Annotated in this window: 17 protein-coding genes; 8 read left to right on the plus strand and 9 right to left on the minus strand. The window is 72.8% G+C overall.

Features of this window, described 5'->3' with window-relative positions; all coding sequences use genetic code 11:
* Positions 1–19: 19 nt before the first annotated feature.
* A complete protein-coding gene (locus AC0QU1_RS12845) occupies positions 20–649 on the plus strand; it encodes a TetR/AcrR family transcriptional regulator (RefSeq protein WP_483569740.1) in 630 nt (209 codons plus the stop codon).
* A gap of 34 nt (positions 650–683) precedes the next feature.
* Here AC0QU1_RS12845 and AC0QU1_RS12850 read toward each other — a convergent pair whose 3' ends face one another.
* The 3 genes from AC0QU1_RS12850 to AC0QU1_RS12860 form a co-directional block, all read right to left on the minus strand.
* Entirely contained in the window at positions 684–1556 is an 873-nt protein-coding gene (locus AC0QU1_RS12850; RefSeq protein ID WP_483569741.1) for a helix-turn-helix transcriptional regulator, read from the minus strand.
* Positions 1557–1623: 67 nt separating this feature from the next.
* Positions 1624–3300 carry a helix-turn-helix transcriptional regulator gene (locus AC0QU1_RS12855; RefSeq protein ID WP_483616525.1) on the minus strand — a complete coding sequence of 559 codons (1677 nt, stop codon included), beginning with the start codon at positions 3298–3300 and terminating at the stop codon, positions 1624–1626.
* A gap of 258 nt (positions 3301–3558) precedes the next feature.
* Positions 3559–6327, minus strand: a complete 2769-nt coding sequence (locus AC0QU1_RS12860) for a DUF7507 domain-containing protein (protein WP_483569743.1) — start codon at positions 6325–6327, stop codon at positions 3559–3561.
* A 485-nt stretch (positions 6328–6812) separates the two neighbouring features.
* On the opposite strand from AC0QU1_RS12860, the gene AC0QU1_RS12865 reads away from it, so the two are divergent.
* Positions 6813–8285: a M15 family metallopeptidase gene (locus tag AC0QU1_RS12865; protein WP_483569744.1), complete on the plus strand. Its 1473-nt coding sequence runs from the start codon at positions 6813–6815 to the stop codon at positions 8283–8285.
* A gap of 68 nt (positions 8286–8353) precedes the next feature.
* Here AC0QU1_RS12865 and AC0QU1_RS12870 read toward each other — a convergent pair whose 3' ends face one another.
* Positions 8354–9538: a PQQ-dependent sugar dehydrogenase gene (locus AC0QU1_RS12870; protein ID WP_483569745.1), complete on the minus strand. Its 1185-nt coding sequence runs from the start codon at positions 9536–9538 to the stop codon at positions 8354–8356.
* Between the two features lie 276 nt (positions 9539–9814).
* On the opposite strand from AC0QU1_RS12870, the gene AC0QU1_RS12875 reads away from it, so the two are divergent.
* From AC0QU1_RS12875 to AC0QU1_RS12885, 3 genes are all read left to right on the plus strand, one after another.
* Positions 9815–10039 carry a hypothetical protein gene (locus tag AC0QU1_RS12875; protein WP_483616527.1) on the plus strand — a complete coding sequence of 75 codons (225 nt, stop codon included), beginning with the start codon at positions 9815–9817 and terminating at the stop codon, positions 10037–10039.
* A gap of 175 nt (positions 10040–10214) precedes the next feature.
* Positions 10215–11282: an alpha/beta fold hydrolase gene (locus AC0QU1_RS12880; protein WP_483569747.1), complete on the plus strand. Its 1068-nt coding sequence runs from the start codon at positions 10215–10217 to the stop codon at positions 11280–11282.
* A 122-nt stretch (positions 11283–11404) separates the two neighbouring features.
* A complete protein-coding gene (locus AC0QU1_RS12885) occupies positions 11405–12178 on the plus strand; it encodes a glycerophosphodiester phosphodiesterase family protein (RefSeq protein ID WP_483569748.1) in 774 nt (257 codons plus the stop codon).
* A 283-nt stretch (positions 12179–12461) separates the two neighbouring features.
* On the opposite strand, the gene aroB is transcribed toward AC0QU1_RS12885, so the two are convergent.
* From aroB to aroC, 3 genes are read right to left on the minus strand one after another with little or no spacing between them, the layout of a single operon-like run.
* Positions 12462–13619, minus strand: coding sequence for a 3-dehydroquinate synthase (gene aroB, locus AC0QU1_RS12890; RefSeq protein ID WP_483569749.1), 1158 nt, complete (start codon positions 13617–13619; stop codon positions 12462–12464).
* A complete protein-coding gene (locus tag AC0QU1_RS12895; RefSeq protein ID WP_483569750.1) occupies positions 13616–14281 on the minus strand; it encodes a shikimate kinase in 666 nt (221 codons plus the stop codon). Before AC0QU1_RS12895 ends, aroB begins: the two co-directional genes overlap by 4 nt.
* Positions 14278–15516: a chorismate synthase gene (gene aroC, locus AC0QU1_RS12900; RefSeq protein ID WP_483569751.1), complete on the minus strand. Its 1239-nt coding sequence runs from the start codon at positions 15514–15516 to the stop codon at positions 14278–14280. Before aroC ends, AC0QU1_RS12895 begins: the two co-directional genes overlap by 4 nt.
* 410 nt (positions 15517–15926) lie before the next feature.
* Here aroC and AC0QU1_RS12905 point away from each other — a divergent pair, with 410 nt between their 5' ends.
* The 3 genes from AC0QU1_RS12905 (at position 15927) to bglS (ending at position 20468) form a co-directional block, all read left to right on the plus strand.
* A complete protein-coding gene (locus AC0QU1_RS12905) occupies positions 15927–18008 on the plus strand; it encodes an alpha/beta hydrolase-fold protein (protein WP_483569752.1) in 2082 nt (693 codons plus the stop codon).
* Between the two features lie 301 nt (positions 18009–18309).
* Positions 18310–19605 (plus strand): glycoside hydrolase family 6 protein, encoded by a 1296-nt coding sequence (locus AC0QU1_RS12910; protein WP_483569753.1) that lies wholly within the window; start codon positions 18310–18312, stop codon positions 19603–19605.
* Between the two features lie 65 nt (positions 19606–19670).
* Positions 19671–20468 carry a beta-glucanase gene (gene bglS / locus AC0QU1_RS12915; RefSeq protein ID WP_483569754.1) on the plus strand — a complete coding sequence of 266 codons (798 nt, stop codon included), beginning with the start codon at positions 19671–19673 and terminating at the stop codon, positions 20466–20468.
* A 42-nt stretch (positions 20469–20510) separates the two neighbouring features.
* Here bglS and AC0QU1_RS12920 read toward each other — a convergent pair whose 3' ends face one another.
* Entirely contained in the window at positions 20511–21599 is a 1089-nt protein-coding gene (locus tag AC0QU1_RS12920) for a LacI family DNA-binding transcriptional regulator (RefSeq protein WP_483569755.1), read from the minus strand.
* Between the two features lie 66 nt (positions 21600–21665).
* A complete protein-coding gene (locus tag AC0QU1_RS12925) occupies positions 21666–22847 on the minus strand; it encodes a glycoside hydrolase family 76 protein (RefSeq protein ID WP_483569756.1) in 1182 nt (393 codons plus the stop codon).
* Positions 22848–23161: the final 314 nt, after the last annotated feature.

Here is a 23161-nt window from a genome sequence, read left to right on the forward strand (position 1 = left end):
TCAAGGGAGAATGTCTGGCATGAGCACACGGGAGCGGATCCTCGACGCGGCGGCGCGGGTGATGCGCGAGCAGGGGGTCGCGCACGCGACGACCAAGGAGATCGCCCGCGCGGCCGGCTGCTCGGAGGCGCTGCTGTACCGGCACTTCGAGGACAAGCAGGGCCTGTTCATGGCGGTGCTGCAGGAGCGCCTGCCCGGCTTCGCCCTGCCCGACGACGCCGTCGGCTCGGCGACCGTCGAGGCCAACCTCGTGCGGCTGGTCTCCGGGCTGCTCGACTTCTACGTCGACAGCTTCCCGATCTCGGCGTCGATCTTCTCCAGCAGCACCCTCCTGGCCCGCCACCGCGAGGCGATCGCGGCGCACGGCGCCGGCCCACAGGTGCCGCAGCTACGGCTGCAGGCCTACCTGGAGGCGGAGCGCGCGGCCGGCCGGGTACGCGCGGACGCCGACGTCGAGGCGGCCGCCCGGCTGCTCGTCGGTGCCGCGCTGCACGAGGCGCTCCTGGTCACCTTCTGGGGCGACGGCGGCAGCGGTGCCAGCAGCGGTGCCGGCAGCGACGGCGGTAGCGCCGACGGCGACGACGCGGCGCGGCCCGGCCTCGGGCGGCGGCTCGTGACCTCGGTGCTGCCCGCGCTCCTGCCCGACTGACGATCAGGGCGGCCGCCAGATCAGGGCCGCCAGATCAGGAAGGAACCTCCGGGGCCGACCCGGTGAGCTTCTGCGTGCCGATCACGGCGAGCAGCTCGAGCAGGTCGGCGCTGTCGGTGTCGGGCACGGGGGTGAACCAGAGCAGGCGCTGCCGGCCGTCCTCGCTGATCAGGGTGCGGCAGTTGATGTGGAGCAGGCCGAGGGCGGGATGGTTGAGGCGCTTGCGCTCACGGCGGCGGAAGGCCACGTCGTGCCTGGCCCAGATCTCGGTGAACTCGGCGGAGGCCTCCTGCAGCGCCTCGATCAGGGATCGCGCCTCGGTGTCCTTGCCGCCCCGGCGGGCGGCCGCGGCACGCAGGTCGGCGACGAAGGCGCGGGACTGGGTGTCGTGGTCGGCCTCGGGGTAGATGTCGCGGGCCTTCGGGTCCGTGAACCAGCGGTAGGCGAGGCTGGCCCGCCGGCCGGTGAACCGCGACTGGTCGCCCAGCAGCGCATCGGCGAGCGGGTTCTGGACCAGGGTGACGTGCAGGTCGGTGACCACCTTGGCCGGCGTCGTCGTCAGGCGGCCGAGCAGGTCCAGCATGCCCGGCTGCACGTGCGACGCCGTCCCGCCCTGCTGGGGCACGGGCCGCTCGGCCAGGTGGTAGAGGTGGTTCCACTCGTCGTCGGTCAGCCGGAGCGCCCGGCCCAGCGCGGCGAGCATCTGCTCGGAGGGCTGGGAGCCGGCGCCCCGTTCGAGCTCGTTGTAGTAGTCCACCGACGCGCCGGCGAGCTGCGCCACCTCGTCGCGGCGCAGCCCGGGCACGCGACGGCGCGGACCCGACACCAGGCCGACGTCCTCGGGCCGTATGCGCGCGCGGCGAGAGCGGAGGAAGGCGCCCAGCTCGGCGTACCTGCCGACTGTCATGCCCCCAGTGTCACGTGCGGGGAGCCGTCGGCACAGGGGATGGCATCCCCTGTTTCACCCGCGGTGCTCACCGTCGGCCAGGGGCCGCAGCGGCGGGCACCGCCCCCGACGTCGGCGCCGTCCGAGACGGCCCGTGCGGCGCCTCCGGCGGGATCAGCCCGAGCTGCCCGGCGCGGGCGAGCGCGCCGGCCCGGTTCGTCGCGCCGAGCTTGCGGTAGATCTTGCGGATCTGGGTGCGCACGGTGTTGACCGAGACGCCGTGGTCCGCCGCGATCCGTACCGGGCTGGCCCCGGCGGCCAGCCCGACCAGCACCGCCTGCTCGCGGCGCGTGAGCAGGATGATCGGGACCGCGACGCTGGTGCGCCGCGCTCCGCCGGCTGCGACCACGATCCCCAGGTGGCGGGGGTCGGTGCCGGTCCGCGCGCACAGGTCCGCCAGCTCCTCCTGCGGGAAGAGCGCGAACGGCGCCAGCAGCCCTTGCCGCCCGAGGGCGACCGCCTGCGCGAAGCGCGCGCACGCGTCGTCGAGCTCGCCGGAGCGCAGGTGCACCACGGACATGACGAGCTGCAGCTCGACCGCGTCACGCGGCGTGACGGCGGGGTCCCGCACCGCCCGGCCGGCCACGGCCAGCGCGCCGCTGTCGTCACCGGCCAGCAGCCGGGCGCGTGCCGCGGGCGGCAGCAGCCGGCTCGTCGCGCGGGTGTCGGCCAGCGCCACGACGCGGTTGCCCTCCCCGGTCGCCGCGAGCAGGTCGGCGTGCGCCCGCAGCAGCACCGGGTGGGCGCCCGGACCCGGGCGTTCGGCCATCCCGTGCGCGAAGCAGGCGGCGTCCAGCCGCAGCAGGCCGTCGGTCGGCTCGCCGAAGGCCACGGCGTACGCGGCGTGCGCGGCGGCCAGGTACGGCCACAGCTCGCCCGGTTCCTCACCACTGCCCGCCCGCCCGAGCAGGTCCGCGGCGACGGCGGGCTCCAGCCGGTCGACGGCGAGGAGCGCTCGGGCGACGGCGGCGCCGAGCAGCAGATGATGTTCGAGCCAGTCCGGGACCGGCCCGCACCGGGACATCCGGTCCAACCAGGTCTCGGCCATCGCGTGGTGCCCGCGCACCGCCGCGAGCAGCGCGAGGTTCGCGCAGGCCGAGGCGCCGGCAAAGTGCTGGAACGGCGGCGGGCCGGCCTGCTCGTAGGCACGCTGCAGATGCCCGATCGCGACGGCGGGCTGCCCCGCCTGCATCGCCACCACGCCCCGGTGCAGGGCGATCAGGCCGGGACGGCCGGTCAGCCGGTCCTGGCTCCAGGGCAGCGCGCCCGAGTCGTCGATCCGCAGCAGCCGGTCCTCGGTCCACGCGCCGATCCGTTCGGCCGCCTCGTACTGGCCCCGCGCGCCCGCCGCGTGCATCGCCAGCGACCCGGCGGCCAGCGCATCGCTCGGCCGGGTGAAGGTGCTGAGCTGCTTCGACAGGCGTGCACCGTGCATCTCGAACAGGCGCATCGCGGCGCGCAGCCCCGGGTCCTGGTGCTCCACGGCGAGCTGGTACGCCAGGAAGCCCGCCATCAGCAGGCGCGGGCGTCCGGAGACCACGGTGACGGGCAGCCGCTCCAGGAGTCCGAGCAGCTCCGCGCCGAAGCGGGCGGGCAGCTCGAACCACCACTGGTCCGCCAGGTCCTCGAGCGCGTTCAGGTCGCCTGCGGCGATCGCGTTCGAGACCTCGGCGTCGGGAGAGCCGCCGGGCCAGGTCCGGAGCACGGCGGTGCTCGGTTCGGCCAGGACGAAACGATTCAGATGGTCGACCAAGTCGTCGCATCCCCTTCGGAGCAAGTCGCATCGGATGAACCATTGGACGGCACGCCGGGGTGTCTGTAAAACGCAACAGGGAGCGTGCGATCAACCGTGTCGGGACGGCGGGTTCGGGTCGGCCGGCTGGGGGAACACGACGCCCGGTGAGTACCGCTGCCAGGGCCTTTCGCCCCGCCGACCGTTCGGCGGGGCGAAAGGCCGTCCGACCTAGCTGAGCCGGCGCCAGCGGGTGAAGATCAGCGCAGTGGCGCCGAGCAGCACGAGCAGCGTCCCGAGGCCGGCGGCCCACCCGATCGTGGCGCCGGTCGAGGCCAGCACCCCGCCCGGACCGTCGGCCCGGTCCGGCTCCGGCGCGTCAGGAGCGTCCGGGGCATCCGGGGCATCCGGGGCGTCCGGCACCGGCTCGACCGGGATCTTCGCGGTCGACGGCGGCGACGTCGGCGGCGGGGTGCCGTCCGGCGGCGTACCGGTCGCGGTGGCCGTGTTGGTCAGCTCACCCGTCTCGACGTCCGCCCGGGTGACCACGTAGGTGGCGGTGCAGGTGATCGAGGCGTCCGGCGCGAGCGGGCCCTCGGGGCACGTCGGCTCCGGCAGGTCGCCCGAGCCGGAGAACTTACCCTCCTCGACCGTCACGTCGGTCAGCGGCACGTTGCCGGTGTTGGTCACCTCGAAGGTGTAGGTCACCTGCTGCCCGGCCCTGGTGATCTCCTCCGTGTCCGAGGTCTTGACCACCTCGATCGAGGGGTCGGGGGCCGCGGGCACCTCCACGGTCGACGGCGGCGACGTCGGCGGCGGGGTGCCGCCCGGCGGGGTGCCGGTGGCGGTGGCCGTGTTGGTCAGCTCACCCGAGTCGAGGTCGGCCTGCGTGACCTCGTAGGTGGCGGTGCACGTCACCGACTGCCCGGGCGCGAGGCTGGCGGCCTCGTCGGGGCACTCGACCGCCGACAGCTCACCGGAGCCGGAGAAGTCGGTGTCGTCGATGGTGATGTCACTGAGCGTGACGTTGCCGGTGTTGGTCGCCTCGAAGCTGTAGGTGACCTGCTGGCCCACCTCGGAGATCTCGTCCGTGTCGGACGTCTTGACCACCTCGATCCCGGGCGCCGGGACGTTCGGGATCTCGACGGTCGACGGCGGCGACGTCGGCGGCGGGGTGCCGCCCGGCGGCGTGCCGGTCGCGGTGGCCGTGTTGGTCAGCTCACCGGAGTCGACGTCGGCCTGCGTGAGCGTGTAGCTCGCGGTGCAGGTCAGCGAGCCGCCCGGGGCCAGCGCCTCGTCAGGGCATGTGGCTTCCGGCAGCTCCCCGGAGCCCGAGAACTCGGTCTCGTCGATCGTGATGTCGCTCAGCGGCACGTTGCCGGTGTTCGTCACCTCGAACGTGTACTCGATCACCTGGCCCGCCTCGTACGCCTCCGCGCCGGACGGCGACGCCGACTTCACGACCGTCAGCGCCGGGTCCGGCGCCTCCGTTGGCGTGCTGGTCTCCGACGGCGGGGAGCTGATCGGGGTGGTCAGGCCGGGCGGGGTGCCCGTCGCGGTCGCGGAGTTGTCGGCCGAGCCGGCCTCGACGTCCTCCGCGGTGACGACGTACGGCGCGTCGGCCGCGCAGGTGACGGTCTCGCCCGGCCCGACGGAGGTCGCCGCGCAGGTGACCGCGCCCACCTTCGGGTCGTCGACGGCCACGCCGTCGATCGCGACGTCGCCGGTGTTCGTCACCTCGAAGGTGTACTCGATGGTGTCGCCGACGTCCGTCAGGCCGTTCCCGTTGACGTCTACGGGCTCGCCGGCGATCTTGACGAGCTCGAGGCTCGCGTCACCGAACGTCACGGTGGAGGTGCCTGGGTAGTCCAGGCCGATCGCCGACACGTTGTCGGCGTCGTTGGTGTAGCTCCCGGCCTGGTCCGAGGTCACGTTCACCGTGATGGTGCACGAGGTCATCCCGACGTCCAGGTTGCCGGTCACCGACACGGACGTGCCGCCGGCATCGGCCGTCACGACGGCGGCCGGGCAGGTGGTGGCCGTGGCGGGCGGGTCGGCGACCGTCAGACCGTCCGGAAGGCTGTCGGTGAACGACCAGCCGTTCTTCGAACCCAGCTCGCTGGTGTTCGTGACCGTCAGGGTCAGGGTGGAGACGCCACCGGTGGCGACCGACGTCGGGCTGAACTCCTTGTCGAGCTGCGGCGTCACGTCCAGCACACGGATGTTGTCGTACGCCCCGTCGTTGCCTCCGCCGCCGCCGCTCTCGTTGCGCATCACGATGCCGAACGAGCCGCCGGTCACGAGCGTCGAGCCGTCGGCGGGAAACCGACCGCCCATCACGTCGCGCGGTGTGCCGTCCTGGGCGGGGGCGTTGTACAGCGTGGCCCGGGAGTCGGTGCACGGGTTGATCGCCGTCTCCGACACCGGGACTTCCTCCCCGGCGCCGTTGACGAGGTAGAACCGGAGCTCCGGGTCGGTGGGAGCGGTGCAGTTCTGCGCGACCGCATCGACGGAGAACGTCACGAACCTCCCTTCGGTGGGGAGGGTCAGCGGGGCGGCCGTGCGGAACTGGACCTGGTTGTCCGCGGAGCTGCCCGAGGTGTAGGACGACGCCGCGGCGTTGGCGGCCGGATCGGTGCCGTTGATCATGCCGAGTGCGTACGGCAGGGACATCAGGCTGTTGTAGATACCCGCGCCCGCAGGGTCGCCGAACGTACCGTTGCAGTCCCCCGGCACGCGTGGGCTGCCGTGGTTGACGATGAAGCCGTTGCAGGCGTTGCGGTCCACCCAGAACGGATCGGCCGCGTAGGTGGTGCCGCTCGCGCCCGTGTAGTCGGTCAGGAGCACGTTCGAGTTGGCCGCCCGGTTCTCGAAGTCCTCGACGAAGAGGACCAGCGGGTCGCCCGGCACGCCCGGGTTGCCCGGCGCCGCGACCGCGCTCGGTGGGGCGGACGTCAGCGACGTGGCGACCAGGCCGGCCCCGATCAGGCTCAACGTCATCAGGACCGCCGGACCACGTCTGAACCGGCGGAGAGCGAACCTGCCACGGGTCGTCGTCGTTGGCCTTCGTACGCGCATGTGCTGTCCTCTCGCTCGCGAACCGAACGGTCCGCATCGACTAGTACGGCGTAATCAATGCCATCCGCTTCGCGCCCGATCACCAGTCGGAACCCAAGAAATCACCAACCGAGTCATCAACTCCGGGGGCTTTTTCACCCGCTCCGGGGTGGCGGCGGGGTCGATCGACGTCCGCCGCCTGCGAAGACGTCCGGCCGCCCAACGCCTGCGCCGCCGCGCACCGCCCCGCGCTGACCAGTGCCCGTGGGCCGTCGCGCGGCCATCCCGCCCACGGCGGGCCCCGAGAGTCAGACGTCGGCGATCTCGCCGGGTACGCCGCGCCGACTCGTGATACTGCTTTTACTGCTTGTTGACCGGGGTGCATGCACCGCGCACCGCCCGGCACGCACCGACCGAAGGGGCGATGGGTGAAGGACCAGTCGAAGCAGCTCGTCTCGCGGCTCTGCCGACCGAGCCGGCGCAGGTTGTCCCGCACGGCGTGGGCGGGTGCCGTCGCCACCGTGACCGCAGGCGGCCTGCTGTTCGCCGCGGCACCGAGCGTCCCCGCCGGGCCCGCTCCCGCTACCGACGGCGGTCCGGCGATCCAGCTCGATGCGGCGACCGAGGATGCGCCGGGCGGGCCCGCCGAGGCCCTCCCGGTGGGTGCCGGCCAGGCCTTCGCCGTCGTCCCGGAGCGAAGGGAGCAGCAAGGACGGGAGCGGGAGCACGGCCCGGACCTGGACCCGGCGGCGACCGAAGAACCGGACGCCGAGGAGCCCCGGCACTTCTCGCTGCGCGAGAGCCTGCTCGACGTGGTGACGGCGTTCGCCGGCTCGACGCTCGGCTACGCCAACGGCCGGATCCCGGCCGCGGTGCTGTGCCCGCTGGCGTTCGCGCCGGGGCACCTGCTGCGCTGCGACGCGGCGGAGCGGCTGACCACGGTCAACGACGAGTTCGAGCGGGAGTTCGGGTACCCGATCCCCGTCACCGACTCCTACCGGCCCTACGTCCAGCAGGTCGCCCTCGCCGGCACCAAGCCGCACCTTGCGGCGATCCCCGGCACGTCAAACCACGGCTGGGGCCTGGCCGTGGACCTGGGTGCCCCGATCGCCGGCGGCATGTCCAGGGAGTACCGGTGGCTGCGGGTGCACGGCACGGACTACGGGTGGGACAACCCGCCGTGGGCGCGGCCCGGCGGCGCGAAGCCCGAGCCGTGGCACTTCGAGTTCTTCGGGGCGGGTCCGGTCCCCGACCACGCGGTCTACGCCGCCGACGTCGGCCCGTGGGCCTGGGGCGGGCGGGCGGGCTCGTCCGGGGTCGCGGGTGCGCGGCACGCGGCGGAGCCCGCGCCGGATCCGGAGCAGGGTCCGGCGTCCGGCGGGGTGCGTCAGCGACCTGAAGGGCCGACGGCGGGGACGAAGCCGGCGGACCGGCCGGGTGATGGTCCGCGTGAGCCGGCCAAGCCCACGCCGAAGCCGAGCGACCCAGCGCCCAAGCCGACACCGACACCGACACCGACACCGACACCGACACCGACACCGACACCGAGCCAACCCGCGCCGAAGCCGACCGCGCCCACGACCGGGCCGACTCCGGATCCGAAGCCCTCGCCGAAACCTTCGCCGTCGGAGCCCGGCCAGGAGCCCTCGGCTTCCCCGTCGCCCTCGCCCTCATCGTCGCCGAAGCCCTCGCCGTCGAAGCCCGGCCAGGAGCCCTCGGCCACCCCGTCGGCGCCCTCCCCGTCGCCGACCTCGTCCGAGTCGGTCCCGTCGAAGCCGAAGCCGAACCCGGCACCGGCTCCCAGCGACGACGAGGCGGCGAAGCACCCGCCGTCGCCGACACCGACGCAGTCACCCGTCGCCTCGCGAAGCATCGCCACGTCCGGCGACGGCCCGGGGTGATTCCGCGCCATCGCCATCGCCCGCGTGTCGTCGAAGCGGCGGGCGCCGTCCGAACCGCGGACCTTCGGTCAGTGGGCGGGGAACCGCAGGACGCGGTCGTCGCCCTCGCGGGGCTGACGCGGGTGGTTGGACGTGGTGACCCAGAGGGCGCCGTCGGAGGCGATCTCCACGGTCCGGATGCGGCCCCAGACCCCGGGGAGGTGCTCCGTCGGCTCGCCGATGCGGCCGTTGACCAGCGGCATGGTGAACAACGCCTGGCCGGTCAGGCCCGCCAGGTAGAGCGTGCCGCCGGAGATCGCGATGCCCGAGGGGCCGACGGCGGTGGGGAAGGTGATCAGCGGGTTGGTGAGGCGGCCGCCGTCGGTGTCGCCGGCGCCCTCCACCAAGGGCCAGCCGTAGTTGCGGCCGGGCCGGATGAGGTTGATCTCGTCGAAGGCGTCCTCGCCGAACTCGGCGGAGTACATGCGGCCCCTGGCGTCCCAGGCGAGACCCTCGGGGTTGCGGTGGCCGTAGCTCCAGACGGGCGAGCCGGGGAACGGGTTGCCCGGCGCCGGGCGGCCGATCGGGGTGACCCGCAGGATCTTGCCGTTGAGGTTGTCCAGGTCCTGCGCGTTCTCGCCGTTGCGGCCGTCGCCGACGGTCACGTACAGCATGCCGTCCGGGCCGAACTTGAGGCGTCCGCCGCTGTGGTTCTCGCCGCGGGTGAAGGTCAGGATGATCTCGATCGGTTCGTCGGAGCCCAGCTCGAACCGGGCGATCCGGGACTCGCCGCCGACGGCCGTGTAGAACACGTACACCAGCCGGTCCCGGGCGAACCGCGGGGAGAGGTCCAGGCCGAGCAGCCCGCCGTCGCCGCCCGGGAGGTACACGTCGGGGATGGTGCGGATGTGCTCCGGCTCCTGCCCCGGTCCGATGCGCAGCACGCGGCCCGTCTGGCGTTCGGTGGTCAGGGCGTCGCCGTCGGGCAGGAAGGCAAGACCCCACGGCATCTGGATGTCGGTGGCGATCTCCTCGGGGACGGCGGTGAGGTCCGGCACGCGCGCGCTCGCCTTGGACGACGGCGCGCCCGACGACTGCCCGCCGGGCCGCGCCTCGCCGGACGACGCCGCGCCGGAGGAAGGGCCGGCGGACTGGCTCGACGACTGGCCGGACGACGCCGATGCCACCACCAGTGCTGTCCCGCCCGCCAGGCCGACGAGAGACAGGACGATCACGGCGGCAGCGGCCCGCCGGAACGGCACGGACTTGGTCATGGGACCTCCTCGGTCGGATTCACCCTGCCAATGTCCCGTGGCCAGGAAGCACGGAACCAGGGGTTGCCGACCCCTGGGTGAGCGGCCCGTGGGTCTGTGGGCCCAGACCATGAGGTGGTCCGGTTGCCGAGAGCGCCGTTCAGGGCGCCGAGGGCTGCGTCGGCCAGTGGTGTCCGGTCGGTTTGGGGGCAGCCGCGCTCGACCTCAATGCAGGCACGCGGCGTCCTGCGCGAAATCCGTGCCGCGCCTACGCCAAGGAATGCCACAATGCCCGACATGGCTGGCCCTGAGGGTTTCAACTACACGATCCGCTCGGACGGCTCGGTGCTCATTACACACCGGGGCCGCGGCGCGACGACGGTACGTGGCGGCCGGGCGGCGGCGTTCCTGGCCGAGGTCGAGCGGGACGATCCGCAGGAAGTCATGGCGCGTTGGACCGGCAACTACCGGCGCGGCAATGAACGCCGCGCGAAGGACCACCCACGTAACGCCCGCCGTTGAAGGGCAGGTCACGGCACGCCTGGTGGAGCAGGCCGGCGATCGGGCCGGTCGGGCTCAGCACCCCCAGACCGGGTCGCCATCCGGCTGCCAGCTCGATGCGGAAATCCACGCGGATTCCACTCGTGCACACGGAGGCAACACGACCTATGCACGCGCATCGCTCTACAGTTCTGGCATGGGCGAGACGGAGGCGGTGCACGGGGATTCAGAACGGCTTGGACAGCTCACGGGATACCCGCCCGACACCCGGGATCCGGCGTCGCAGGTCAGCCTCCTCTGGCGCACCGACCACCTCCTCGGCGAACCGTTCCAGGAGGCGCCGCTCGGGCCGGCCACCCTCGTACGGTACCCGCACCCGTCCGGCCTGCCGGCGCCGCGCGCCGCCGTCGTCCACGTGCACGGGTACAACGACTACTTCTTCCAGGAGCACCTGGCCCGCGCCTTCGCCGCGGCCGGGTACGCGTTCTACGCCGTCGACCTCCGGGCCGCCGGGCGGTCGCTGCGGCCCGGCCAGCTCCCGCACTTCGTGACGGACCTGCGCGAGCAGGCGACCGACGTCGCCGCGGCCGCCCGGGCCGTGCGCGCGCTGGAGCCGGGGCTGCCGCTCGTGCTGCACGCCCACTCGACCGGCGGGCTCACCACGTCGCTGTGGGCGCACGCCCACCGCAACGCCGCCGGGGCCGACGCCGGACCCGACGCGCTGGTGCTCAACTCGCCGTTCCTCGACCTGCGGGCCCCGCACTGGCAGCGCACGGTCGGGACGCGCGTGCTGGACTCCGTGGGCCACCTGGCCGCGACCGCGATCATCAGCGACGGCCCGTCCCGGTATGCCGAGCACCTGCTGGCCGCCAACGGCGGACGGTGGGAGTTCGACACCACGCTCAAGCGTCCGGAGGGCCTGCCGGGCCGGGTCGGCTGGTTCGTCGCGGTGCGACGCGGGCAGGCGCGTGTGGCCCGCGGGCTGGAGATCGCGTGCCCCGTGCTGCTCGCGCGGTCCGACTCGTCCGGCCCCGACTCGCTCGACAACCCGCTGCTCGACGCCCAGGACACGGTGCTCGACGTACGGCACATGGCCGCCCTCGGGCCGGGCCTCGGCCGCGACGTCACGGAGCTCGTGGTGCCGGGCGGCGTGCACGACCTGTCGCTGTCGGACGACGGGCCGCGCGAGGACTACCTGCGCGGCATGCTGAAATGGACGGACGGCCAGGTGGAGGCCCTGGCCGGCGCCCGGGACACCGCGTAGCGGGCGGCACGTGGCCGACATCATCCAGCCGGCGCCGTCCGGCCGTCATCACCCGGACGACATCACCCACGACCTCACGCAGACAACATCACCCAGACGACATTGCAGACGGGGAACAGCCAGTGACCTACTTCGAGGGGCCCTTCCAGGCCCTCGCCCACCGCGGGTTCGCGCACGCCTCTGCCGGCACCGAGGGCCTGGAGAACTCGCTGGCGGCGTTCGGCGCCGCCGTCGACCTCGGCTACCGGTACGTGGAGACGGACGCCCACGGGACCATCGACGGCGTGGCCGTCGCGCTGCACGACGAGTCCCTCGACCGCACCACCGACGGCACCGGCCTGGTGGCCGAGCTCCCCTGGTCCGAGGTGGGCGAGGCGCGCATCGGCGGCGTCGAGCCGGTGCCGCTCCTGGAGGACGTGCTCGGCGGCTGGCCCGACCTGCGCGTGAACATCGACGTCAAGCACGGCTCTGGCGTCGGGCCGGTGGCCAGGGCCATCGAGAAGACCTCGTCGTGGGATCGCGTGTGCGTCACCTCGTTCGACCACGCCCGGCGGCGCGCCACCCTGGCCAAGCTGTCCCGCCCGGTCGCGACGTCGGCCGGACGCCGGGAGATCGCCGCCTTCCTCGCCGGAGTCCGGCTGCGCGTGCGCCCCCTGGCGCGGCGTGCCCTGCGCGACGTCGACGCGCTGCAGGTGCCGGTGCGCGAGGGCTCCGTCACCGTGGTGAGCCCGGCCTCGATCGACGCCGCGCACGCGCTCGGCAAGAAGGTGCACGTCTGGACCGTCAACGAGCCGGACGAGATGACCCGGCTCATCGAGGCCGGCGTCGACGGCTTGGTCACGGACCGCGCCGACCTGCTCAAGGACGTGCTGACGGAACGCGGCCTCTGGGCCTGAGCCCTGGGCTTGGGGCCTGAGCCTTGGGCTTGGGAACCGAGCCCTGGGCTTGGGAACTGAGGGCTGAGGAGCGCCGGCCTGCCGCCGCGCGAACCACGCTGCCCCCCCGAGATCGGCACCTAGCTGGCCCTCCCCCTTCGAGGTCGGCAGTTGGCATCGAGATCGGTCCAGGCCTGAGCCGATCTCGATGCCAACTGCCGACCCCGGCGGCCCCCGCCGAACCTCGACGTGGCCCGGCCGCCAGGGCCCGCTCAGCCCAGGCCCATGGTGACCGGGGTGCCACTCAGCCCAGGGTCAACGTGACCGGAGTACCAGGTCCCTTGGTCGGGGGCTCCTTGGAGACCTCCGCGTAGGCGGCGGCCAGCAGGGTCGGGTCGGGGCCCTCCAGGCGTACGGGCTTTGCGACGTCGTCCAGCACCACGAACCGCAGCAGGTCGCCGCGCGCCTTCTTGTCGCGGCGCATCGCGGACAGGAGCTGGTCCCAGCGGTCGCCCCGGTAGTGCACCGGCAGCCCGAGCGAAGACAGCAGGGTGCGGTGCCGGTCGGCGACGTCGTCGGGCAGCTTGCCCGCCATCCGGGCGAGCTCCGCCGCGAAGACCATGCCCACGCTCACCGCTGCGCCGTGCCGCCATTGGTACCGCTCGGCCAGCTCGATCGCGTGGCCCAGCGTGTGCCCGTAGTTCAGGATCTCGCGCAGGCCGGCCTCCTTGAGGTCCTCGCCCACCACCCGGGCCTTGACCCGCACCGACCGCTCGACGAGCTCCGCCACCACGGCCCACGTCTCGTCGGTGGCGTCCGTGCCGGCCCAGTTCCGCAGCTCGTCGACGTGCGCCTCGACCAGGTCGAGGATCGCCGGGTCCGCGATGAAGCCCGTCTTGACCACCTCGGCCAGGCCCGCCACGAGGTCCCACTTGTCGAGCGAGGCCAGCGCCGCCAGGTCGCACAGCACGCCAGCCGGCGGGTGGAACGAGCCCACGAGGTTCTTGCCCTCGGAGGTGTTGATGCCCGTCTTGCCGCCCACGGCGGCGTCGACCATCGCGAGCAGGGTGGTCGGCACGTGCACCACGCGGATCCCGCGCAGCCAGGTCGCGGCGACGAAGCCCGCCAGGTCCGTGGTGGCACCGCCGCCGACGCCCACTATCGCGTCCGACCGCGTGAAGTCGAGCTGGCCCAGCAACCCCCACAGGAACGCAGCGACCTGCGGCGTCTTCGCCGCCTCCGCGTCCGGCACCTCGGCTACGAACGCCTCGTAGCCCGACGCCTTCAGGTCCTCCGCGATCGCGTCCGCCGTGGCCGAGAGCGCCGCCGGGTGGATCACCATGACCTTGGCCGCTTTGCCGACCAGCGCGGGCAGCTCGCCCAGCAGGTGGCGGCCGATGACGACGTCGTAGGGCGCCTCACCCTGGACGGTGACCCGGGTCGGGGCGCTGTGGGTGCTCACCTGGTGCTCTCCTTGCTGCTCTCGCTCGACCGGCCGCTCCCGGTCGAGCCGCCGCTCGCGACGGAACCGCCGCTCTCGTCCTCGCTGTGCTTCGGGTCCACCAGCTCGGCCACCTTCAGCTCCAGGCCAAGGGCCTCGACGATCTCGGCGGCCACCTGCTCGCCGGGCCGCTCGCTCGACAGGATGGTCAGCGTGGCGAGCCGCTCGTAGGTGGGTCGGCGCTCGTTCATCAGCTTCTGCCACTGCGCGCGCGGGTTGCCGAGCAGCAGCGGCCGGGCCTGGTTCATGCCCACCCGCTGGGCGGCGATCGCCAGCGGCACGTCCAGGAAGACGACGTTGCCGCCGCCCGCCGCGTACTTCTCGAGCGCCTCCTGCGTGGTGGCGTTCATGACGGCGCCGCCGCCGAGCGACAGCACACCGTCGTGCTCGGCGAGGGCCGTGAGCACGGCGGCGGACTCGAGCTCGCGGAACCGGGGTTCGCCGTCGTCCACGAAGATGTCGCTGACCGGCTTGCCCGCCGCCGCCTCGATGTCGGCGTCGGTGTCCCGGACCGTGACGGCCAGGCCGGCTGCGAGGATGCGGCCCACCTTGGACTTGCCGGACCCGGGCGGCCCGATCATGACGGCGACGGGGCCGTTCGCGGGGACGGTCGCCGCGCTCACCGCAGCAGCTCCGGGATGGCGGCGACGTAGGACTCGACGTTGCGGCGCACCTCGGCGACGGAGTCGCCGCCGAACTTCTCGACCGCCGCCTCGGCCAGCGTCAGGGCGACCATCGCCTCGGCGACGACGGCGGCGGGCGGCACCGCGCACACGTCCGACCGCTGGTGGTGGGCCGTGACGGGCTCGCCCGTGGCGGTGTCGACGGTCGGCAGCGCGCGGGGCACCGTCGAGATCGGCTTCATCGCGGCGCGCACGCGCACGATCTCGCCGTTCGACATGCCGCCCTCGATGCCACCCGCGCGGTTGGTGGTACGGCGGATCCGGCCCGGCCCTGCGGCGCCGTCGGCTCCCGCCTCCCGCACGATCTCGTCGTGGGCGGCGCTGCCGCGGCGGCGGGCGGTGCGGAAGCCGTCGCCGACCTCGACCCCCTTGATCGCCTGGATGCCCATGAGGGCGGCGGCCAGGCGCGCATCGAGCCTGCGGTCGCCCTGCACGTAGGTGCCCAGGCCCGACGGCACGCCGTAGGCGAGCACCTCGACCACACCGCCGAGGGTGTCGCCGTCCTTCTTGGCCAGGTCGATCTCCTCGACCATGAGCTTCGACGACGCGGCGTCCAGGCAGCGCACCGGGTCGGTGTCCAGCGCGGCGACGTCGTCCGGGGTCGGCAGCGCGGCGTCGTCCGGCACGCCCACCTCGCCGATGGCGACGACGTGCGCCACGAGGCGGACGCCGAGGGCCTGCTCCAAGAACTTCGCGGCGGCGACGCCGAGCGCGACGCGCGCGGCCGTCTCGCGGGCCGAGGCGCGCTCCAGCACGGGCCGCGCGTCCTCGAAGCCGTACTTGCGCATGCCGACCAGGTCGGCGTGGCCGGGGCGCGGGCGCGTCAGCGGGCGGTTGCGGGCCACCTCGCGCTCGTCACCCGTCCCGGCGTCGACCAGCAGGGCCTCCGGGGGCACCGGGTCGGGGGACATGACGTCGGTCCACTTGGGCCACTCGGTGTTGGCGATCTCGATGGCCAGCGGTCCGCCCTGCGTGCGGCCGTGGCGCAGGCCGCCGAGCACGCGCACCTCGTCCTGCTCGAACTTCATGCGAGCACCGCGCCCGTAGCCGAGGCGGCGGCGCGCGAGCGCGGCCTGGATGTCCGACGTGGTCAGCTCCACGCCCGCGGGCAGACCCTCCATCACGCCCACGAGAGCAGGGCCGTGCGACTCACCCGATGTCAACCAACGCAGCATGTTCGGATTGTTTCACGCGGGTGACGGGCTCGGCGCACCGGTCCGGGGAGCGACACCGACTGCTCCGATCTGATCGAGGGCGACCCCTTGTCGCGCCTTATATTTAACGTTAAAGTCCAGCCGGGCCGGATCGTCGTCGTGCGAGGGAGCACGCCTTCGAATCGAAGGTTCACGGCGTGGTGCCGGTCCTCGTAGCCGAAGACATCGAAGTCTGAACGAGAGGCAGGTCGATGGGGATCTCAAGGGGTATCTCAAGGAGCAGGGAATCTCAGGCAAGGCCGGCCCGCCCGGTTCGACGAGCACGGCAGACGCTCGGGGCAGCCGCCGCGACCGCGGTGGTGGCGGGGGCGTTGCTCGGCGCGCCACCCGCTGCCGCGCAAGCGGTCAGCGCCGACCCGTGGGTGGGTGAGGTGCCGAACAACCCGGTCTCGGACGTGTACCGCTTCACGGTGCCCCGCGCCGCGGTGACCGAGGCGACCGGGATCGAGAACGGCCCCGTCGCGGTGCAGGGGAACTTCGGCCCCGGGAAGGCGTGGACCGACCTCAACATGGGGACCAGCGGGTCGAACCTGACCGCCACGCTCGGACCGCTGGAGCCCGGTCTGTACTACTACCAGTACGCCGCACGCCCCGCCGCGAACCAGGACGCGGTCGCGTTCCGTAACCCCGACGCGCCCCAGGAGGTGACGTCGAAGCCCACCTACAGCACCCTGTTCGTCCCCGGACCGGGCGCGGAGTGGCTCGCCGACGTCGCCGGCGGCGGTGAGCTCGAGACGCTGGAGTACGGCACGGGACTGCGCGAGAAGGAGGCGCTCGTGTGGACGCCCCCGGGCTACGACGCCGATCGCGCGGAGCAGTACCCGGTGCTGTACCTGCTGCAGGACGGCGGGCAGAACTACCGCGAGTGGGTGGAGCTGGGCCGGCTCGGCCAGATCATGGACAACCTCACGCTCGACGGCGACGCCGAGCCGATGGTCGTCGTCATGGGCGACGCCGACGCACCAGGCCCCGCCGGCGTGGCCAAGGAGCTGCTGCCCGCCGTCGAGCGTGCGTTCAACGTCTCCGACGAGGGGCCGGGCCGCGCGATCGCCGGGATCGGCCGCGGTGCGGAGCTGGCGTTGGACGCCGTGGTCGCCAAGCCGCGCGAGTTCGGCGGCGTCGCCTCGTTCTCGGGCGGCTACGACAAGAGGATCTCGCGGGGCAAGGCCAAGCAGCTCAACGACGCGACCGACATCGTCCGCCTGTACGCGGGCAACGTCACCGACCCCGCGTACAACGACACGGTCGCGCTGGCCGACACGCTGACGAGGGCGGGCGTGGAGTTCCAGTCCGACGGGTCGGATCCGGAGACGGGCGGCACGTGGGACACGTGGCAGAAGAGCCTGCACGACTTCGCCGGGCGCATCTTCCAGGAGGTCGACGACGAGGGCCCGAGCGAGGGCCACCTGCCGTTCGTGCGGCACGAGCTGCCGCCGGCGGGCACGACGCCGACGCCGTGGATCGACGAGAACGGCGTCGTCACCTTCGAGCTCGGCCCCGAGTTCGCCGACGCGAACAACATCAACGTCTGGGGCAACTTCGGCCCGGCCGGAAGCTGGCCGCGCACCCACATGGTCAAGCAGGACGACGGCTCGTGGCGGCTCTCGCTGGCCGTCGAGGGCGGGTCGTACTACTACAAGTTCGTGGTCGACGGCGTGGACCGCAAGGACGCCGGCAACCCCACGAAGGTGTTCTCGGAGCCGACGTGGAGCACGTTCACCGTCGAGGGCGACACGCTCCGCGGCCGGTACACGGCCCAGGTGCCCGAGGAGGCGCGCGGCGACGTCAGCGTCATGAAGTACACGAGCACCGCGGGCGGCGGCGAGCAGCGTTCGGCGTACGTGTGGACGCCCCCGGACTACGATGCGGACCGTGCCACGGAGTACCCCGCCTTCTACCTGCAGCACGGCGGCGGGCAGACGTGGACCGACTGGGTCGAGGTGGGGTACGTCCAGCGCATCCTGGACAACCACTACCTGCGGGGCGACATCGTGCCGATGGTGGTCGTCATGGCCAACGGCAACGGCGTGAACTTCCCCACCGAGATCACGACGCGCATCGTGCCGGCCGCCGAGGAACAGTTCAACATCAGCTCCCAGGGTGACCAGCGCGCTCTGGCGGGTCTGTCGATGGGTTCGGGCCACACGCTCAGCACGCTCTGGGCGCACCCGGGCGAGTTCGGCTACATCGGCGCCATGTCGGCGTTCGGCGCGCCGCCGGCCACCGCGGACGTCGAGGCCATCAACGAGGGCACGAAGCTGCTGCGCGTCTACTCGGGTGACGTGCAGGACTTCACCTACGGCGCGACGTTGCAGCTCATCGCGGCCATGGAGAGCCGCGGGATCAACCACGAGTTCGCGCCCATCGTCCCGGGTCCGCACAGCTGGGACGTCTGGCAGAAGTCGCTCATCGACTTCCTCCCCCGGCTCTTCACGGAGGATGCCGCCGGCTAGCGGCGCACGGGCACCGAGCGCGGTGCCCAGCACGATGCTGAACATGGTGCGGTCGGCGGGTCCTCCCCGCCGGCCGCACCGCTGTTTCCCGGCGGGGGCTCGCGCCGGGCGAAGGACCGAACCCTCGGGTTTCCGTGGGCGGTGGAATCGCGGCGCCAGGGATCTTGACACGGTCGGCCGCCGCCCCGGACGATGGTGCGGCTGGGAGCGCTTCCATAATCTTCCAGTTCCTGTGCACACCCCGTGCAGCACCGCGACGAACACGCAATGACGCGTTCGCAGAGACCTCGGGAGACCCCGCATGACACGACCGACCCCTCGGCGCCGGCTCATGGCCGCGCTGACCGTGTGCGCGCTCGGCGCCGGCCTGCTCGGCGGCAGCCCTGCCTGGGCGAGCAACGACGTCCTGGCCCCCGGGACCACGATCTTCAACGACCCCCACAGCTCCACGAAGGAGGCCGCGCACGAGCTGCGCGGCCAGGCCAGGCGGGACGCACTGCTGCTCAGCAAGATCGCCAGCTCCACCTGGTTCACGGACGGCAGCCCCGCCGAGGTGGAGCGGGACGTCCGCAAGCTCGTCAAGCGCACGGGCACCAAGGTGCCCGTGCTGGTCGCGTACAACATCCCGTTCCGCGACTGCGCGCTCTACTCGGCCGGCGGTGCCCTCGGCGTCGAGGAGTACAAGGCGTGGATCGACGGCTTCGCGGCCGGCATCGGGCGCGAGGAGGTCGCCGTCGTCCTGGAGCCGGACGGGCTTGGCGTCATCCCCTGGTACACCACGCTGGACGGGCAGCTCGAACGGTGCCGGCCGCCGGAGTACGACCCCGAGACCACCGGCCGGGACGCCGCCGCGGAGCGCTTCGAGATGCTCAACTACGCGGTCGACCGGCTGAAGCAGCAGCCGAACGCCGTCGTGTACCTCGACGGCACGAACACGTCCTGGCTGAACGTGGGTGAGGCCGCCGACCGCCTCGTCAAGGCCGGCGTCCAGCGCGCTGACGGGTTCTTCCTGAACGTGTCCAACTACGAGTTCACGGAGAACAGCGTCGCGTACGGCACCTGGATCTCCCGGTGCATCGCCTACGCCACGCAGGTGGCACCCGGCGACTACGCGAACTGCGGCAACCAGTACTGGAGCGGTGGCCCGGCGAACGGCTGGACCGGCGTGACGCTGTCCAACCAGGGCATCTGGAGCCCGACCGCCGCGGACCCCGCGCTGAACACCGCGGGCATCGACTCGCGGTACGACGCCGCGCTCGGCGACGTCGAGCCCACCACGCACTTCGTCGTCGACACCAGCCGCAACGGCCGGGGCGCCTGGGCCGCGCCAGCCGGCGTCTACCCCGACGCCGAGACCTGGTGCAACCCGCCGGACCGCGGCCTGGGCCTGCGGCCGACGGCGAACACCGGCAACGAGCTCGTCGACGCCTTCCTGTGGATCAAGATCCCCGGCGAGTCCGACGGCGAGTGCTTCCGCGGCCTCGGCGGGCCTCAGGACCCCGAGCGCGGCATGGTCGACCCGCCCGCCGGGCAGTGGTTCCCCGAGCAGGCACGTGAGCTGATCGAGTTCGCCCAGCCGCCGCTGCGCCACCCCTGACGGCCGCCATCAGCCAGCTATCAGGCAGACACACCAACCCGCTACCAGTACCGATGGAGGTACCCATGCGATCAACGACGACGCAGCACCGCTCCACCACACGCCGCCGGCTTCTGGGCCTGGCTCCGGCCTTGGCCCTGGGCCTCCTGCTCGGGTTCTCGGCGACGCCGGGGCTGACGCCCCCGGCCGCCGCCGTCGGCGGCAGCTTCACCGACAACCTCGACTCCTACAACACCGGGCGCTGGAACAAGGCCGACGGGTGGAGCAACGGCGGCATGTTCAACGCCGGCTGGCGCGCCGACCACGTCTGGCACAGCGGCGGCGTCATGGGCCTGAACCTGAACAACACCCCGTGCCCGGGCGGCTGCTCGGGCAAGCCGTACGCCTCCGGGGAGTACCGCAGCAACGAGCTGTACTCCTACGGGCGCTTCGAGGTCCGGATGAAGGCGGCGTCCGGGTCCGGGATCGTCACCTCGTTCTTCACCTACACCGGGCCGAGCGACGGCCAGCCGTGGGACGAGATCGACGTGGAGATCCTCGGCAAGAACACGTGGCAGATGCAGACCAACTACTTCACGAACGGGGTCGGCGGTCACGAGTCGGTCATCAACCTCGGCTTCGACGCCGCGGCCGGCTACCACGACTACGCCATCGAGTGGTGGCGCGGCGGCACGATCAACTGGTTCGTCGACGGCCGCCTCGTCCACCAGGAGAACGGGTCGCGGGGCCCGCTGCCGACCCGCCCGCAGCGCATCATGATGAACCTGTGGCCGGGGACCGGCGTCGACGGCTGGCTCGGGCCGTTCAACTACACCGGACAGCGCACCGCTACCTACGACTGGGTCCGGTACACGCAGTACTGACCGCGACACCGACCGTGCGACACCGTCCGGGGCTCGGCGCCGTCAGCCCGGCGCCGAGCCCCGTACGACCAGGCGCGTCGGCAGGATCACCGGCGTCGGCGACTCACCACCGATCAGGCGCACCAGCATCGTGGCCATCTCCTGACCGAGACCACGGATCGGCTGGCTGACCGTGGTGAGCGCCGGCTCCGTGTGCCGCGCGACGTCCAGGTCGTCGAAGCCGACCACCGCGACGTCCTCGGGGACGCGGCGCCCGGCCGCCTTGAGGGCGCGTACGGCGCCGGCCGCCATGTTGTCCGAGGCGGCGAAGACGCCGTCGACGTCGGGGTGCGCGGCGAGGAGCCGGGTCATCGCCTGGGCGCCGCCCTCGAAGCTGAAGTCGGCGTGCTCGACCCAGTCCGAGCCCAACCAGTCCGAGCCCAGGCGCGCCACCGCCATGGCGTCGGCGAACCCCTCGTACCGGGCGACCGACGCCTGCAGGTCCATCGGGCCGGTGATCGTGGCGACGCGCCGACACCCAGAAGCGAGCAGGTGCTCGGTGGCGAGGCGGGCACCGCCCCGGTTGTCCACGTCGACGTACCAGCGGGCCTCGCCGTGCAGCGGCCGGCCGCCGAGCACCACCGGCAGCTCGGTCGCCGCCGCGAGCCGGTTCAGCGGGTCGTCCCCGCGCAGGGCCATGAGCATCACGCCGTCGGAGCGCCGCGAGCGCAGCAGCCGCTCGAGCCGGGCCTGACCGCGCTCGGAGGACGCGAGCATGAGCGTCAGGTCCAGCTCCGACCTGTCCAGCGCCGCCGCCACGCCGACGAGCACCTGCGAGAAGAACGGGTCGCCGAACAGCGCCGGGTCGTCGTGAGAGACCGCGAGGACCACCGACCCGCCCGTGCTCGTCGCCAGGGCCCGGGCGGTCGCGTTCGGGACGTAGCCGAGCTCGGTCGCCGCCCGGGCGACCGCCGCACGCTTCGCCGGGCTCACGTTGCGCGCGTTGTTCATCGCGCGGGACGCAACGGAGCGCGAGACACCCGCCCGGAGGGCGACCTCGTCGAGCGTGGGTGCCTTGAGCGCCTGGCCCGGCGCCCCTCCTGGCGAGGTCTCGCGACGGTCCACGGGACCGGCCGTCGTGGGGTCTGGCATGCGGCCCAGCCTAGTGCGGGACGGCGCGGCGCCCGCGCCGTCCCCCACCGTGCGCCCGCCCGCGTTTCAGTACAGGATCGATGCCTGCTCGCGCGGCCAGGCGAGGGTGGCGTAGATCTGGACCATCGCCGCCTGCTCCAGCAGCTCGGTGTGCTCGTTCCCGGCGTCGAACAGCCCGGTCGCGCGGTTGCGCTCCGTGCGCCACTGGCGGTCGGCGTAGTCCGCCATGGCGTCCCGGTACCTCGTGCCGCCGGTCACGGACTCCAGGAGGAGGAGGTTCTTGAACCAGATGGAGTTGAAGAACATCGGCTGGCCGGTCAGCAGCCCCTCGGTGACGTAGTGGCGGTAGGACGCCGCCGCGACCGCCTTGGCCTTCTTCAGGTAGCGCGCGTCGCCCGTCGCCTCGTACAGCAGGGTGAAGGTGCCAACGGGGACGCCCTGGTTGTACGACCACTGCGTGCGTTCGATGGACCCGTCGAGCGTGATGTGGTCCCAGTAGAGGCCGTTCGGCGCGAGCAGGTGCTCGTCGGTCCACCCCACCATCCGCTGCGCCCAGTCGAGGTAGCGCCGCTCCCCGGTGATCATGAACAGGCGGGTGGCGAGCTGCGCGCCGGGCATCGTGGAGACGGTGTTGCGGTCGCTGCTCCACGTGGCCTGGGTCCAGAACACGCCGCCGGGCGCCGGGTGCGACGGGTCGGTGTCCCACCCGGAGACCACGAGCTCGAAGATCTCCTCGGCGCGCTGCAGCGCCGCCTCGTCGCCGGTCGCGAGGTACCGCTGCACCTTGGCGAGGGCTACCCACTCGTTGTCGTCGTAGAACATGTCGCCGCCACCGCCGTAGGGCGCACGCGGGTACGAGTCGTAGCCGGGCAGCCCGGTGGTGCCGCCGGCAGCGTTCCAGAAGTGCTCCTGCCCGCGGGCGACGTCAGCGAGGTCGTCCTCGAACGACCGGCCCAGGGCCCCCGGCAGCCCGGTGAGGTCGAGGGTCGCGACGTGCGCCTGGGAGTGCGGCCACTCGAACGAGTAGGTGCGGTCCTCGGCGCCGCTCGGGTATCGCTCGCGGTAGAGGCCGGAGCCGTCGTCCGCGGCCATGTACTCCTGCATCGCGTCGTACGACGCGAGCGCCCGCTGCACCTGCGTGCGCTGCGACGCCGTGGGGGCACCGGCCTGCTGTGCGCCGGCGGGGGCCGCAGCCCCCAGCGCGCAGGCCAGCGCGACGACCGCGGCGGCAACTCTGGTGAACCTCATCGTTCGCTCCTTCGTTCGGTGGTGCTCGGTCATTCGGTGGTGCCCGATCGTTCGGCAGCCGCGACGCCAGCTCAACAGCGGTCGGTGTCAGCGCTGTCATCGGCAGGCTGACCTCTCGGCATCTCCTCGTCGATCTACCTCGTCCCACGCCCGCGAGGTGCTTGGCCGGGGACGGCGGTGTGGCCGGCGCAGCCTCACGGAGTCTCCTTCGACCCCGGGTCGGCCCCGAGCGTCCTCGACACCCGGCGGTCAGGCTAAGGGGTCCGGACATCACCGGTCAACGAGGGGATCCAGCCGTCGGCCAGCACTGGTCA

Source organism: Promicromonospora noduliphila (assembly GCF_056951025.1).

What these genes read in the sequence shown, in the direction of transcription:
- AC0QU1_RS12880 (WP_483569747.1), top strand. Translation starts at nt 10,215, where the DNA reads ATGGGCGAGACGGAGGCGGTGCACGGGGATTCAGAACGGCTTGGACAG.
- bglS (WP_483569754.1), top strand. Translation starts at nt 19,671, where the DNA reads ATGCGATCAACGACGACGCAGCACCGCTCCACCACACGCCGCCGGCTT.
- AC0QU1_RS12860 (WP_483569743.1), bottom strand. Translation starts at nt 6,327, where the DNA reads ATGACGTTGAGCCTGATCGGGGCCGGCCTGGTCGCCACGTCGCTGACG.
- AC0QU1_RS12925 (WP_483569756.1), bottom strand. Translation starts at nt 22,847, where the DNA reads ATGAGGTTCACCAGAGTTGCCGCCGCGGTCGTCGCGCTGGCCTGCGCG.
- AC0QU1_RS12870 (WP_483569745.1), bottom strand. Translation starts at nt 9,538, where the DNA reads ATGACCAAGTCCGTGCCGTTCCGGCGGGCCGCTGCCGCCGTGATCGTC.
- AC0QU1_RS12875 (WP_483616527.1), top strand. Translation starts at nt 9,815, where the DNA reads ATGGCTGGCCCTGAGGGTTTCAACTACACGATCCGCTCGGACGGCTCG.
- aroC (WP_483569751.1), bottom strand. Translation starts at nt 15,516, where the DNA reads ATGCTGCGTTGGTTGACATCGGGTGAGTCGCACGGCCCTGCTCTCGTG.
- AC0QU1_RS12845 (WP_483569740.1), top strand. Translation starts at nt 20, where the DNA reads ATGAGCACACGGGAGCGGATCCTCGACGCGGCGGCGCGGGTGATGCGC.
- AC0QU1_RS12850 (WP_483569741.1), bottom strand. Translation starts at nt 1,556, where the DNA reads ATGACAGTCGGCAGGTACGCCGAGCTGGGCGCCTTCCTCCGCTCTCGC.
- AC0QU1_RS12910 (WP_483569753.1), top strand. Translation starts at nt 18,310, where the DNA reads ATGACACGACCGACCCCTCGGCGCCGGCTCATGGCCGCGCTGACCGTG.
- AC0QU1_RS12920 (WP_483569755.1), bottom strand. Translation starts at nt 21,599, where the DNA reads ATGCCAGACCCCACGACGGCCGGTCCCGTGGACCGTCGCGAGACCTCG.